Source organism: Caulobacter sp. GW456-12-1-14-TSB4, assembly GCF_059424195.1.
On record NZ_JBWKZF010000011.1, the window covers coordinates 90,300 to 104,738 of the forward strand.

A 14,439-nucleotide genomic window follows, 5' to 3' on the forward strand; every position below is an offset into this window, starting at 1 on the left:
CGATCTCAGGCGGCTTGGGCGAGGTAGGCGGCGTCCTGGCTGGTCAGCAGGCGGGCCAGGTCGAAGATCACGACGAAGCCCCCAACCCCAGAAGAAGAGTCGCGGCGCACGACGCCGCGGATGTATTCCGAGCGCCACGGCACGCCGATGTCCGGCGAGGCTTCGATCTGGCTGGCGTCGAACGACACCACCTCGATCACCCGGTCGGCGACCAGGCCCAGCGACAGGGTGCGGTCCTCGACCGGCACATCGACGACCAGGATGCGCGTCGCGCCGTCGGGCGGCACGGCGGGCAGACCCAACTTGAGCCGCAGGTCCAGAGTCGGAGCGCCGCGACCGCGCACGTCGGTCAGACCCAGGAGGTACGCCGGGCCATCCGGGATGCCGAACGGCTTGGCGTAGTCGAGGATCTCGCGGACCAGGACCACGGGCACCGCGAAGACCTCGGCGCCGAGGCCTAGCGTGACGAACTGTTCGGTCGTTCCGGTCACGAGGCGTATTCCTTGAAATCGGCGTCGGCGTCGTCGGGACCGCCGCTGGTCAGGTCCAGCGCGAAGCCCGCCACGCGGGCCTGCTGGCCGGCCACGGCGTTGCGGCCGGGCTTGCGCACGGTCGGCGCGGGCGAGCGCTTGGCCGCGACGGCGCGCGGGGCGGCCTTGCGCGCCGGAACGCGCTGGGCGCCGTGCGAGTCCGTGCGGAAGTAGGCGATCGACACCTGCAGTTCCTCGGCCTGGGCGGCGAGCTCTTCCGAGGTCGCCGACATCTCTTCCGAGGCGCTGGCGTTCTGCTGGGTGACCTTGTCCAGCTGCTGGATCGCTTCGTTGATCTGGCCGGCGCCGATGTCCTGCTCGCGGCAGGCGGCGCTGATCTCGGCGACCAGCTCGGCGGTCTTGCGGATGTTCGGCACCAGGGTGGTCAGCATCTCACCGGCCGACTGCGCGGCCTTGACGGTGTCCGACGACACGGCGCTGATCTCGGCGGCGGCGGTCTGGCTGCGCTCGGCCAGCTTGCGCACTTCCGAGGCGACGACCGCGAAGCCACGGCCATGCTCGCCGGCGCGGGCGGCTTCCACCGCCGCGTTCAGCGCCAACAGGTCGGTCTGACGGGCGATCTCCTGAACGATGGTGATCTTCTGGGCGATGGTCTGCATCGCATCGACGGCCTTGTTGACCGCCGCGCCCGAGGTCTCGGCGTCGATGGCCGACTGGCGGGCGATCTTCTCGGTCTGCGAGGCGTTGTCGGCGTTCTGCTTGATGTTGGCCGACATCTCTTCCATCGAGGCCGAGGCCTGTTCGGCGGCCGAGGCCTGCTCGGTGGCGCCCTGGCTCATCTGCTCCGAGGTCGCCGACAGTTCCTGGCTGCCGGCCGAGACGTTCTCCGAAGCCGTCACCGCATCGGCCACGACCCCACGCAGGCGCTCGACCATCCGCTCGAGAGCCAGGCCCAGCGTATCCACATCCGAAAGCGGCTTGGGGCGGACGGTCAGGTCGCCGTCGGCCACCTTGTCGGCCAGGGCCGCGGTCTCGCGCAGGTTGGCGGTCATCTTCTCGACCGTGACCACCAGGTCCTTGATCTCGTCGTCACCGGTGACCTTGACCTCGTGGTTCAGGTCACCGATCGCGACGGCGTCGATGGCGCGCGCCACGAGGCGAAGGCCCTCCAGGATGGTGCGGGCGATCCACCAGGCGGCGGCCACGGCGATCACCAGGGCCAGGACGGCCGCGATGATCAGCACCATGCGGGTGTGCTCGTAGACCTTGCCGGCGGCCGCCTCGGCCTCCGTCAGGTGCGTCTGCTGGAGATCGACGAGATCGGCCGTCGTCTTGCGCACGGCGGCGGTGATCTGGCTGGACGAGCTGGCTTGCGACAGGCGCGTGGCCTCGGTGGCTTTGTTCGCCAGGGCCAGGCTGCGGACCTCGCTCTCGATCGGCGCGTACTGGTCCCACGCATCATGCAATTGGGCCCACTGCGCCTTGTCGGCGGCCGGCGCGGCGGCCTCCGACTTCGCCAGCAGACCTTCGAACTGCTTGCGGAACTTCAGGATGTCGCCTTCGTAGCCCTTGGCCTTCTCAGGGTCCGTGGCCAGGATCAGGTTCTTCTGCGACCGGATCATCTCGACGAAGGCCGTCTTCAGCTGCTGGGCTTGCGACAGCTGCACCACCGGCCCGCTCAGCACCGTCTGGAGACGCGTGTTCAAGCCGCTCAGGCTGGTGACGCTGAAGACGGTCGCCGCCATCAGCATGGCGATCAGGAGCGAGAAGGCGGAGATCAGTTTGAGCTTGATCGTCAGACGCATGGAATGTCCCTCAAGACTTGGCCGGGACCGCTCTTCGGCCCCGGCCTCGTCGGTACTAGGCGTATTGCTTGAAGTCGGCGTCGTCGGCGTCCGGGCCGCCGCTGGTCAGGTCCAGGGCGAAGCCGGCCACGCGGGCCTGCTGGGCGGCGACGGGACGCGTGGCCGATTTGGCCGGGGCCTTGCGGACCGAGGTCGTCGAGGCCGGACGCTTGGCCGGCGCGGCCTTGCGCACCGGCGCGCGCTGGCCGCCGTGCGAGTCCGTGCGGAAGTAGGCGATCGAGGCTTGAAGCTCCTCGGCCTGGGCGGCCAATTCTTCCGAGGTCGCCGACATCTCTTCCGAGGCGCTGGCGTTCTGCTGGGTGACCTTGTCCAGTTGCTGGATCGCTTCATTGATCTGCGACGAACCGATGTCCTGCTCGCGGCAGGCGGCGCTGATCTCGGCGACCAGTTCGGCGGTCTTGCGGATGTTCGGCACCAGGCTGGTCAGCATCTCGCCGGCCGACTGGGCGGCCTTCACGGTGTCGGAAGACACCGCGCTGATCTCGGCGGCGGCGGTCTGCGAGCGCTCGGCCAGCTTGCGCACTTCCGAGGCGACGACCGCGAAGCCACGGCCGTGCTCGCCGGCGCGGGCGGCTTCCACCGCCGCGTTCAGGGCCAGCAGGTCGGTCTGACGGGCGATCTCCTGGACGATGGTGATCTTCTCGGCGATCGTCTGCATGGCGTCGACCGCCTTGCTGACGGCCTGGCCCGAGGTCTCGGCGTCGATGGCCGACTGGCGGGCGATCTTTTCGGTCTGCGAGGCGTTGTCGGCGTTCTGCTTGATGTTGGAGGCCATCTCTTCCATCGAGGCCGAGGCCTGTTCGGCCGCCGAGGCTTGCTCGGTGGCGCCCTGGCTCATCTGCTCCGAGGTGGCCGACAGTTCCTGGCTGCCGGCAGAGACGTTCTCCGAGGCCGAGATCGCGTCGGCGACCACGCCGCGCAGGCGCTCGATCATGACGTTCACGTGGCCCAGCAGATCGCCGATCTCGTCGCGGGTGGTGATGTCGATCGACTTGGTCAGGTCGCCGTCGGCCACCATCTTCACGGCGTCCGAAGCGCGGTTCAGGCCCTTGCTGACCGCCATCGAGATGTAGAGCGCCGCGGCGGCCGCGCCGAGCAGCGAGATGATCGACAGACCGATCAGCAGGTTGCGGGTGTTGGCGAAGTCGGCGTCGGCCTTGTCGGTCGCGCCTTCCAGCTGGGCCTTCGACAGCTCGACCAGTTCCTGGACCTTGGCGCCGGCCTCGACCACGGCCTTGCGGCCGTCGCCCATCGACAGGGCGGTGGCGTCGGCGTCACGATCGGCCAGCGCCAGCGCCAGCACGCGACCGTGGACTTCCATCATCTGGTCGAAGGCGCCGCCCAGCGACTGCCACTTGGGCTTGCCCTCGGCGGTGGCCATGCCTTCGGCCTTGGCCAGCAGGCCCTGGAACGCCTCGCGCTCCTTGTCGATCGAGGCTTCCAGCTTGTTCACTTCCTCGGGCGTGCCGACGAGGATCATGTTCTTCTCGGCGCGCACGACGTTCAGCAGGTGGATGTTCAGCTGCTGGGCGGCTTCCAGGCGCGTGGCCGGGCCATCCACCATGTCGTTGAGGGCCTTGTTCGTCTTGGCCAGGCTGGTGATGCCGAAGACGTTGCCGATGAGCAGCAGGGCGATCACGAACCCGAAGGCCAGGCCGAGCTGAAGCTTGATGGTCAGTCGCATGGGAAACTCCGGGCGATCAGCGTTGAGCAGTGTGGAGGGCGTTGATGGGAGCCGACTGCCCCCGGGCGGCGAAGATCTGGTCGAGGTCCGGCAGCACGATCACGTCGCCGTTGCGGCGGACCAGGCGGCGGATGAAGTCCGCCCGCCAGCGCATGCCGACGCGGGGGGCTTCCTCGGTGGTGTCAGCGGTGATCGAGGTCACCTCGTGCACCTTGTCGGCGCGCAGGCCGATGAGCGTGGGTTCGCCGTCCAGCGGGTGCTCGATGACGACGATGCGGTTGTCGATCGTGGTCTCGCCGACGGTCATGTCGAAGGCCATGCGCAGGTCCACCAGCGGGATCACGCGGCCACGGAAGTTGATCACGGCGCCGACGAAGGCCGGCGCGCCCGGGACCGGGGTCTCGGGCAGCAGGTCCAGGACCTCGCGCACATAGCTGGCCTCGAGGGCGAAGGTCTCGCCCTGCAGGTCGAAGGTCAGGGCTTCGATGGTGTCTTGCTGGGTCATCATCTCTCCCCTCACCCGGCCGCGCGCAGTTGCGCGTCGTGGCGTTGGCCGAGGCTGACCAGGGCGGGAATGTCCATGATCAGGGCCACGCCGCCGTCTCCCATGATCGTCGCGCCCGAGAAGGCGCCGACATCGGCGTGGAAGCTGGACAGCGGCTTGATGACCGTCTGGTGGTCGCCGAGGATCTGGTCGACGACCAGGCCCACCCGGTCCTGGCCGGTGGCGACGACGACGATCTTCTGGTGCTGGTCGGGCGCCGTGCCCGTCGCGAACTGCTCGCGCAGGCGGATGAACGGCACCAGCTCGTCGCGCAGGGTGATCAGGTTGCGACCGGTGGAGCGCAGGTCCTGGGCCGGCGTCAGCTCGACGCATTCCTCGACCGTGGCCAGCGGGATGACGTAGCGGCCCGTGCCGACGCGGACCAGCAGGCCATCGATGATCGCCAGGGTCAGCGGGATGCGCAGCGACACCACCGAGCCTTCGCCCGGCGTCGAGGTGATCTCGATCGAACCGCGCAGGCCCTCGATGGTCTTCTTGACCACGTCCATGCCGACGCCACGGCCCGACAGGTTGGTGATCGCCGCCGCGGTCGAGAAACCGGGGGCGAAGATCAGCTGCAGCAGCTCGTTGTCGCTCAGCACCTGACCCGGCTGGATCAGGCCGTTCTCTTCCGCCTTGGCGCGGACGCGGGCGCGATCGACGCCCCGGCCGTCGTCGGTGATGGTGATCACCACCTCGGCGCCCGACTGGCGGGCGGCCAGCATGATCTTGCCGACGGCCGGCTTGCCGGCGGCGAGGCGTTGCTCGGCGCCTTCCAGGCCATGGTCGGCGGAGTTGCGGATCAGGTGGATCAGCGGGTCGGCCAGGCGCTCGATCACCGTCTTGTCCAGCTCGGTGGTCTCGCCTTCGGTCGACAGCTCGATCTGCTTGCCGGTGTCGCGCTCCAGATCGTGGATCAGGCGGCGGAAGCGGCCGAACAGTTGGGCGATCGGCACCATGCGCACGACCATCATGGTGTCGCGCATCTCCGAGGCCAGACGCTCGATCTCCTCGGCCACGGCGCGCAGGGCGACGTCGGTGCTGGAGGCGGCCAGCTGCTTCAGGCGCGACTGGGCGATGACCAGCTCGCCGACGCGGTCCATCATCTCGTCGAGACGCTCGGCCGGGACGCGGACGGTGTCGCCGGACTTGGCGCGGCCGTTTTCGGCGGGGGCGTTGGCGGCGACCGGCGCGGCGTCTTCCTGGACGGCGACGGCTTCGACGACTTCGGCTTCTTCGACCACGGCGGCGGCGGCCGTCAGGTCCTCGACCTCCAGCGTCATCTCGTCGATCACGAAGATGAAGACGTCGTCGATGGCGTCGCGGTCATGCTTGGTGGTCAGCAGGACTTCCCAGGCCAGGCGACACTCGGCGGGGACCAGCTGGTTCAGCGCCGGGACGTCGTCGGTGATGACCCGCACGCGGGCCTCGCCCAGGTCGCGCAGTTCGTCCAGCAGCGGCAGCGGACGCGCGCCGTTGATCAGGGCGTCGGCCGGCAGGCTGAAGCGGATCTTGAAGGTGTTGAGGCCCGGCGCAGCCGGCGTCGCCGCGGCCGGTACGGCGTCGCCGCCATCGATGGCGGCTTGCAGGTCGGCCAGCAGGGCGTCGCCCGCGCCGTCGACCACAGGGGTTCCCTCGGCCAGGGCGCGCATGTGGTCCTGGGCGGCCAGCACGGCCGAGACCAGGCTGGGCGAAGCCGGGACCTCGCCCTTGCGGACGCGATCGAAGGCGGTTTCGCAGTGGTGGGTGAAGGCGGCCAGGGCGTCGAAGCCGAACATGGCGCCCGAGCCCTTCAGGGTGTGCAGCCCCCGGAAGATGGTGTCGATCAGCGCCCGATCCCCGGGACGGCGCGCCAGATCGAGCAGACCCTGTTCGACCTGCTCGAGCAGCTCCTGGGCCTCCTGGCGGAACGTCTCGATAGGATCGAGGCCGCTCATTTGGCGAGGACTTTCTTGACGACGCGGACCAGTTGCTCGGGATCGAAGGGCTTGGTCAGCCAGCCGGTGGCGCCGGCCGCTTTCGCTTGAGCCTTCACGTCGGCGTCGCTCTCGGTGGTCAGGAACAGGATCGGCACGCCGGCGCCGGCCGGGCGCTGACGCAGCTCGCGGATCATGGTCAAGCCGTCCATGATCGGCATGTTCAGGTCCGTGACGATCAGGTCGAAGCCGCCGGCCGAGGCCTTGTCCAGGCCCTCGGCGCCGTGCGCGGCCTCGGTGACGCTGTAACCTTCGCCGGTCAGGGCGATCTTGATGGCCGCGCGGATGGATGCCGAATCATCGACGGTGAGGATCGCGGTCATGGTCAGTTCGCCCCTTGAAGCCAGAAATTCGCCCGGTCCGCGTCTTCGGGATCCAGGAAGCCGCCGCGTTGCAGGACCTGCAGAACCGCCCCTTGGGCCGGTTGTCGCAACGTGATGGAGCATTCGCCTTCCGCAGCGGAACGGCGAGCAGACTCGATCAGTTGTACGAAAGTCAGATCCGCCTCTTCGAGGGCGTCGATATCAATTGTGATGGAGTTGTTCCGCTCGAGAGCAGCGAGCAGAATATTATGCGCATCCGAAATATTTGAAATAGTCACGTTACCCGAAAATTGGACAACTGAACTATCAACTTCGCCTGACACATTCGCCCCCACAGCAATATAGTCCGTTGGCAGAACGGTACTATACCTACCACCTAGGGTGCGGGTCGCGGGCTTAAATTAAGGTAAACTCGGCAACCTCTAGGGCTGCGACATTCTGTCCACAACGCGCAGTTTCTCACGCGAGCGAGAGGGAACGTCGTTCAGAGGACAGCTTGCAGCGCCCCGAACAGGCTGGCGGCGGTGATCGGCTTCTGCAGGTGGCGATCGGCGCCCGCCGCGAGGCTGGCGCGGACGTGCTCGTCGCCGGCATTGGCCGTCAGCATGACGATCGGCCGCCGTTCCTGGCCGCCAGCGGCTTCCAGGCGGCGGATTTCGCTGACCGCCGAGAGGCCGTCCATGACCGGCATCTGCATGTCCATCAGCACCACGTCGGGACGCTCGTCGACATAGGCGCGCACCGCTTCCAGGCCATTCTCGACGCAGGTCACCTCGGCCGCCTCGGCCAGCATAAGCTCGACGATGCGGCGATTGGCCGGGTGGTCGTCGGCGACCAGCACCCGCAGCGCTCGTTCCGGCGCGACCGGCGTCGATCCGTGCACGTCATTGGCGGGCGCGGGCGGCAGCGGCAGCTCGAACCAGAACCTGGCCCCCTGCCCTGGCGCGCCCTCGCAATCCAGCGTTCCACCCATCAGAGTGACCAGATCGCGCGAGATCGACAGCCCCAGCCCCATGCCACCGAACCGGCGGGTGATCGAGGCGTCGGCCTGCTGGAAGCGTTCGAACAATCGCGCCTTCTCGGCGGCGTCGAAGCCGATGCCGGAGTCGGCGACCTCGAAGCGAATGCGGTCACCCGCCCCGCGCGCCACCGTCAGTGTGATCGCGCCATGCTCCGTGAACTTGACCGCGTTGCGCACCAGATTGCCGATCACCTGCCCCAGACGCACACCGTCGCCGATCAGCTCGCCAGTCAGGTCCGGCGGCAGAATGATCGAGAAGGTCACGTCGGTGTCCTGCAGGCTCAGCTGCGCCATCGCCCCGGTCGATCTCAGGAGTTCACCGAGGTGGAACGGTCCGTTGACGATGCGAACGCGGTCATCCTCGATCTGCACCACGTCCAGCAGGTCGTCGAGCAGGCGCTCCAGCGTGCGTCCCGCGCCGCGAATGATATCGACCAGTTCGCGCGCCTTCGGGTCCAGCGCGGCGGCGGCCAGCATGTCGGCCCCGGCGACGATGCCGTGCATCGGCGTGCGGACCTCGTGGCTCATATTGGCCAGGAAGGCGCTCTTGGCCTGGCTGGCGCGTTCGGCGGCGTCGAGGGCGACGCGCAGCGCGCGCGCCTGCTCGCGCCGCTCGGTGATGTCCTCGCCCAGGCAGATGACGTGGCGTGGCCCCTGGTCGTCGAAGGTGGCCAGCGACTTGATGTCGAACACGCCGCCGCCCAGCGACGGCGGCAGCACCACGCCGGCGGCGACGCGCGTTTCGCCCGTCCGCAAGGTCTCGGGATCGGCGACGGCCACCTGCGTGGCCAGGTCCGGATCGAGCACCTCTTCGGGCGTGCGGCCCAGGGCGTCGTCAGCATCGACCTGGAACAGGGTCTCGGCCGCGCGGTTCCACAGCACGTAGCGGCGGCTCTGGGCCGACTTCACGGTCAGGGGCGAGGGCAATGACTGGACGACCGAGCGCATCAGCGCCTCGGCCTCGACCTCGGCGGTGACATCGCGCGAGACGGCGACCAGCGAGATCACCGCGCCGTCGGCGTCGCAGACCGGCGCGACCGTGGTGTCGTGATACTTGCGGGTTCCGCCGATGCGGGCGTCGAAAGTGCGGAAATGGGCCACTCGCCCCTCGACGGCCGAGGCCACCGCGCGATCGACGGAAAAGCGGTTCTGTTCGGGCCAGCGGTCTCGCCAGAGCGTGCCGCGCGCTTGCGCCAAGGTGGCGCCGCCGCACGTTTCCGCAGCGTCATTCATGTGCTGAATGCAGCCGTCCCGATCCAGGCTCCAGAGACAATTCAACGCGCCGCCCCCGCGTGGTCCAACCCACGCTCGCCGATAGATAGCGCCCAGGGCCGTTAACGCCGGGTTGGCGACGGATCAGAGTCGCGAGTCGCGGATGTCGTCGATGATCGAGCGGCGCTCGCCCAGCTCGCGATGAACATTGGCCAGGGCCTTGAGGCGGACCTCGCGGTCGGCGGCCTCTGCCTGGGCCCGGCCGGCCGCCTGACGGGTTTCGGCCAGGCGCTCGCGGGTCAGGGCCAGTTCGGCCAGGATGCGGTCGCGATCGACGGACAGGTCGCCGGCCTGTTCCCGCGCCTGGGCCAGGCGCGTCTCGGCGCCCAGCAGCCGCAGGACCAGGAACACCACCGTCGGCAGCAGCGCCACCGCGAGGATTTCCGCCAGCAGGCGGACGATCGGACTGTCAAAGAGGCTCAGCAGGGCCAGCATGTCTTGTCTCCGATGTTACGCGACGCCGCGAAGGATCCATCTACTGCGAAGGACCCAGGCAGCCCCCCGCCCAGGTCCTCCGCGACGGCGTCCCGCGCGTTCCGCACACGCCAGGCTCCGTCTATCCGCCGTCTCCGATGCCCCCACCGAGACGACAGGGCGATCAGGCGTTGAAGCTCTGCTGGTGACCGCCGCGCAGCGAACCGACGGCGAAATCCAGGATGTTGTGGACCACGCTCGGCAGTTGGTCGTCGGTCACGCCATTCTCGCGGGCCCAGACGCGCAGGGCGTGGCGCAGGAAGGTCTTGCCGGTTTCCGGGGCGGACGAGGCTTCGGAGATGATCTGGTCGAGTTGCACGGCGCGGCTCCTGTTCTGAGGTCGGATCCTCCGACCTGGCTAAGGCTTTCGAAAAGGAGGACCCGGCCGGCGGGTGGCCAGGTCCTCAGTCGGTTCACGCGGCCGGCGACGGGCTTGATCCAGGGAATGGGTTGCTGCCCGCCGCGGTCGACGTCTGAACCATGTTCGGTGAGGGGGTGATCTGGATGTGCGGATATGCACATCGGGAAAAATTACGGTTTTTCCCGGGAAAGTTTACGATTGCCGGCAGTACGCCTAGAGCGCGCGTGACAGGCTGAAAATGGGGGTCGCCGCGAAGCCCTTGCGCCCCTGGGTCCGGCCGACATAGCCGCAGCGGACGCGGTCGCCGTGGAAGGTCGCCAGCGCCCCGGCCAGGGCTTCGCTGACATAGGCCGAGCCGGGGGCGACATCCGGCTCAATGCGCGCGGCGACCACCACGTGGGCCCCGATCACCGCCGGGGCCTTGGTCAACGGATTGGTCCGCAGATGCACGGGGCCGTAGTGGCCGCCGACGCGCAGGCCCAGGCCACGCGGCAGACCCAGGGCCTTGAGGTCCAGCCCGCGATGCCCCTCCAGCAGCGCCAAGGCGGCCAGGGCCGCGTCGATCGGCTGCTCGAAGACCAGGAACAGGCCGTCGCCCCAGGTCTCGACGTGGCGGGGCGGCGCGGCCAGCCCTTCGACCGTCTGCGCCATGCGTCCCATCACGCCTTCGATGAAGGCCGGGATCTGGTCGTCGCGCAGGGCGCCGAAGCCCTGGACGTCGGCGAACAACATCGCCTTCATGGCGCGTCGTTCCGGCCCGGCCTGAGCCGAACCCCAGCGCGACCGACTGGGCGGCGGCCGTTGCACGCGGATGACCTCAAGCCGTCGCTGGCTGCGTGTCCAGTAGGCCATGTCGGCCGAGACCCCGGCCGGTCCCGGCGCGGCGTAGCCGTCCCAGACGGCCAGCTGGATCGCCTCGGTCGACAGGGTCTCGGCGCGCAGCACCGCGCAGCCCATGGCGAACTGGCTGGAATAGGCGAACACCTGCTCGTCGCCGCGATAGGGGTCCTGCGCGGCGTAGCGGACCGAGGTGGCGCGGGCCAGGCAACGCTCGAAGCGCGGGACCCAGCCCTCGCCGAACGGCGCGACCGAGACCTCGACGAACGAGGCCTGGCTGACCGGCAGCACGACGTGAAGCTCGGCCCCGGCGTCCAGCAGCGCCTCGGCGAACAGGATGTCCGCTCCCGCCGCCAGACCGCCATAGCCGGCGCCGACGCGCTGCTCGCGCAGGACCTGGTCGATCCGCTCGCGCAGCGCGTCCTCCGGCAGGTTGATGATGTGACCGGTGAAGTGCGCGCAGACCGGCGGCCGGAACGGCGCCAGCCAGGCCGCGTCGGCGCCCGTTTCGCGGCACAACATCTCCAGCTGGCGCAGGGTCGAGGCGTGGGCGGCATAGGCGCGGGGCGCTAAGGCCACGGCGGCGGCCAGGGTCTCGCGCGCGGCGTCAGGATCGCCGGCCAGGAACCAGGCCTCGGCGCGGCTGGCGGTCTCGTAGTAGGCGGCCTCGCCAGAGAGGCCCGACGTCGGCGGCGTCGCCAGCACGGCGGCGGCGCGGGCGGCGGCCCCGGCGCGATCGCCGGCCACCAGGGTCAGGGTCGCGGCGTTGATCGCGCCATACAGACCGCCGAAGCGCTCGGACAGGGCGTCGTAGCGGCGCAGTGAGGCTTTCGCGAAGGCGATGCGGCGCGGCCCGCGCGCCGCCAGGGCGACGTCCTTCAGAAGCCGGCCACCCAGGGCGACGGCGTCCGCATGGTCGTGCGCCTCGGCCAGACCGAGGCGCACATATTCATCACGCGCGAAATCGACGGCCCCGGCGCGCGCCAGACAGAGCACGGCCGTGTAGGCGACCTCACGCGAGCCTTCTCCCGCCTCGAGGGCGGCGTGGGCGATGTCGTAGGCGGCCAGGATCTCGCCACGCCGGATCAGCGTGGCGACCTGCTCCTGGTCGAACACCGCCCCGGCGGTCAGGCCTTGGCGCCGTCGATGTGGCCGGTGCCGTTGTCGATAACGGGATCCAGGGTGAGGTACTGCTCGTGCGCATCGACCATGTACAGGCTGTAGCTGTACTCACCCATGCGCGCGCATTCGTAGATGACCTTGAAGCTCGAGCGCGGAGCGGCGGCGCCGCCGACGGTGTTTTCGAGCCAGACGAAGCTCGAGAAATTCGCACCGTAGTCACGATCGACCTCGATCGGGCGGCCCTGGAAGGACCAACCGGCGTTGATCAACTGATCGCTCAGCGTGAACACGAGCAGCGAACGTTCTTTCAAGTTCATCCGCAGCCGAGTGGGCTCGGCCGGATCGGCGTAATTCATAAAATTGTAGTTTTGGTCGAGGCCGATGACCACTTCAACGATGTTTTCAGGTTCGATGTAGCTCATTTCAACTTTCTCCCGACTTCAGATTCCACCTACAGGGGAATCTCGCCAGAAAGCAAGGAAAGCGGGGTGCTCGTAGCCTTGTTTTTTGAGTAGACGCACAATGTTCCCGGCCTGGTTGCGATCACCATTCGCGAGATAGGCGCGGGCCAGCACGTCCCGGGCCGAGATCGACATCGACCCCTGTTTCGGCGTGAGCGCGGAGATCGTCGCCTTGGGCTGTCCGGCCGCCAGCGACGCGAAACCCGCCAGCTCGACGGTCTCGTCCGGCTTGCCCGCCTTCAGCGCCTCCAGCAGGCTCGACGCCAAGGCTTTCGCCCGAACCAGGTCGCCGCTCTCCTGGGCCAGGATCACCGCCTGCCGGGCCAGGCGGCCGTGCAGGTCCACGCGCCAGGTCTTCTCCTTGTCGCCGGCGTCCAGCTTGGCCAGCCCCGCCGCGGCGACGGCGTAGGCGGCCTGCGCCTCGGCCAACCGCCCCGACCAGCAGGCGATCTCGACCGCGTCCAGCTGTCCGGTCACCAGATACTCCCGCCAGCGGGCGTTGGTGGGGTCCAGGGCCGCGAGCGTGCGCAGGCGGCTGAGATTGGCCTCGGACCGCGCCCGCGCCTGGGCCAGGCGGCCCAGGTCGATCTCCAGTCGCGCCAGGCCCAGCTGGGTCGCGACATTCTTGGCCGCCAGGCGCTTGTCGGCGGGATCGGCGGCCGAAGCCCGAGCCAGCAGCTCGGCGGCCTTCTCACGCTCGACGAAAGCCTCACGCGGCCGCACCAGCCGGACCAGGGCGTCGGCGATCCAGGCCCGCGAGTTGGCGGCGTCGATGATGCGGGCGTTGTCCTTGGGCGCCCGGCTCAGCTCGCCCTCGTACACGTCCGTCGCGCCCCGGAATGCGGCCAGGGCTTCCTCGGGCCGCCCTTGCTCCAGCAACAGCGTGCCCAGGTTGGTGCGGGCGTAGGCCACCTCGATCCGCCAGTCCGCGCGCTCGGAATCCAGGCTGACCAGCTTCTGGGCGAGTTCATCATAGTGCTTGAAGCCGCGCTCGGCGGCCGGGAAGTCGCCGCGCTTCCACTGCATGTAGGCCAGCCAGAAGACGTTCTGGGCCTCGTCGAAGATGCGGTCGCCGTTCTTGGGATCGCGCGCCGCCAGGGCGTGAGTGGTCTCCGCCGCCTGGCCGAAGGCGTCCTGCGCGCCAGCCAGGTCGCCGCGCTGCTCTCGGATCGTGCCCAGCAGGGTCTGGGCCTTGGCGCGCTGGGCCAGGGCCTTGTCGTCCAACCGGTCGGTGCGCGCCTTGCCGTAGTAGGCCAGCACCTTGGCGCTGACCCCGTCCAGCAGGTCGAGGCGCCCGACGGGCTCCAGCTGCTGGCGCAGGTCGCCCAGCATGTAGGCGACCAGGGCCTCGGTCTCGTCGCGTTGCTCGCGGGCGATCTGGCGCGACTTGAGAGTCACCACGGTCATGGCCCCCATGCCCAGGGCGATGACCACGGCCACCGAAGTGAAAGCGGCCATCACCTGCAGCCGGCGGCGGGCATCGCGCTGGACCAGGCGATCCAGGCTGACGCCCAGCAGCCGCGCGGCGATCTTCAGCCGCGCCAGGCGCTTGCCGTCGGCGTCCGGGCGCAGGTCCACGGCCAGGGGCTCGACGCCTTCCGGCAGGGCGGCGCGCAGCGAGGGCGGCAGGACCTCCGACAGCGGCGTCGCGGCCGGCGTCTCGGGCGTGATCACGCAGACGATGCGGGCGAGCCCACCGTTGTTCAGGAAATACTCGACCTCCTGGTCCACCCAACGCGAGGCGACCGAGGCCGGCGAGCACAGCACGATCAAGGCGTCGGACAGGTCCAACGCATCGCGAATGACCTTGTTGAGGTCGGCGGAGGCCGAGAGTTCGTCACGATCCCTAAAGATGGGACGCAAGCCCGCCCCGGCGCTCGCCAGGGCGCGCGGCGCGCGGTAGGTCTCCAAGGCGCGATGCAGCCACTCGGCGACTTTGCGGTCGCGATGACTATAGCTGATAAAGGCCTTGTACCGCTGTCGGCTATTCATGCGTCGCCCCGTCGAC

At 69.0% G+C, this 14,439-nt stretch carries 13 protein-coding genes; all 13 read right to left on the reverse strand.

The features are described from left to right. Positions 1–5: 5 nt before the first annotated feature. The 13 genes from AC07YH_RS12670 to AC07YH_RS12730 all read right to left on the reverse strand — a co-directional run bounded on the left by AC07YH_RS12670 (position 6) and on the right by AC07YH_RS12730 (position 14,423). Positions 6–491, reverse strand: a complete 486-nt coding sequence (locus AC07YH_RS12670) for a chemotaxis protein CheW (protein ID WP_494747338.1) — start codon at positions 489–491, stop codon at positions 6–8. Further along, positions 488–2,296 carry a methyl-accepting chemotaxis protein gene (locus AC07YH_RS12675; protein ID WP_494747339.1) on the reverse strand — a complete coding sequence of 603 codons (1,809 nt, stop codon included), beginning with the start codon at positions 2,294–2,296 and terminating at the stop codon, positions 488–490. The genes AC07YH_RS12670 and AC07YH_RS12675 overlap by 4 nt, the downstream gene beginning before the upstream one ends. Before the next feature lie 55 nt (positions 2,297–2,351). Further along, positions 2,352–4,040, reverse strand: a complete 1,689-nt coding sequence (locus tag AC07YH_RS12680) for a methyl-accepting chemotaxis protein (RefSeq protein WP_494747340.1) — start codon at positions 4,038–4,040, stop codon at positions 2,352–2,354. A gap of 16 nt (positions 4,041–4,056) precedes the next feature. Continuing rightward, positions 4,057–4,545, reverse strand: coding sequence for a chemotaxis protein CheW (locus tag AC07YH_RS12685; protein ID WP_494747341.1), 489 nt, complete (start codon positions 4,543–4,545; stop codon positions 4,057–4,059). An 11-nt stretch (positions 4,546–4,556) separates the two neighbouring features. Next, positions 4,557–6,521 (reverse strand): chemotaxis protein CheA, encoded by a 1,965-nt coding sequence (locus tag AC07YH_RS12690; RefSeq protein ID WP_494747342.1) that lies wholly within the window; start codon positions 6,519–6,521, stop codon positions 4,557–4,559. Further along, complete coding sequence (locus AC07YH_RS12695) at positions 6,518–6,883, reverse strand: response regulator (RefSeq protein WP_125159379.1); 366 nt, start codon at positions 6,881–6,883, stop codon at positions 6,518–6,520. The genes AC07YH_RS12690 and AC07YH_RS12695 overlap by 4 nt, the downstream gene beginning before the upstream one ends. A 2-nt stretch (positions 6,884–6,885) precedes the next feature. Then, positions 6,886–7,206, reverse strand: a complete 321-nt coding sequence (locus AC07YH_RS12700) for an STAS domain-containing protein (RefSeq protein WP_494747343.1) — start codon at positions 7,204–7,206, stop codon at positions 6,886–6,888. 161 nt (positions 7,207–7,367) lie between these two features. Then, complete coding sequence (locus AC07YH_RS12705; protein ID WP_494747344.1) at positions 7,368–9,182, reverse strand: PAS domain-containing hybrid sensor histidine kinase/response regulator; 1,815 nt, start codon at positions 9,180–9,182, stop codon at positions 7,368–7,370. Between the two features lie 78 nt (positions 9,183–9,260). Beyond that, on the reverse strand, positions 9,261–9,611 hold the full coding sequence (locus AC07YH_RS12710) for a hypothetical protein (RefSeq protein WP_494747345.1): 351 nt from the start codon (positions 9,609–9,611) through the stop codon (positions 9,261–9,263). Positions 9,612–9,774: 163 nt separating this feature from the next. Next, positions 9,775–9,969 carry a hypothetical protein gene (locus tag AC07YH_RS12715; RefSeq protein ID WP_494747346.1) on the reverse strand — a complete coding sequence of 65 codons (195 nt, stop codon included), beginning with the start codon at positions 9,967–9,969 and terminating at the stop codon, positions 9,775–9,777. A 255-nt stretch (positions 9,970–10,224) separates the two neighbouring features. Further along, entirely contained in the window at positions 10,225–11,964 is a 1,740-nt protein-coding gene (locus tag AC07YH_RS12720; RefSeq protein WP_494747347.1) for an adenylate/guanylate cyclase domain-containing protein, read from the reverse strand. Between the two features lie 11 nt (positions 11,965–11,975). Continuing rightward, on the reverse strand, positions 11,976–12,392 hold the full coding sequence (locus AC07YH_RS12725) for a hypothetical protein (protein ID WP_494747348.1): 417 nt from the start codon (positions 12,390–12,392) through the stop codon (positions 11,976–11,978). 18 nt (positions 12,393–12,410) lie between these two features. After that, positions 12,411–14,423 (reverse strand): toll/interleukin-1 receptor domain-containing protein, encoded by a 2,013-nt coding sequence (locus tag AC07YH_RS12730; RefSeq protein ID WP_494747349.1) that lies wholly within the window; start codon positions 14,421–14,423, stop codon positions 12,411–12,413. Between the last annotated feature and the right edge of the window lie 16 nt (positions 14,424–14,439).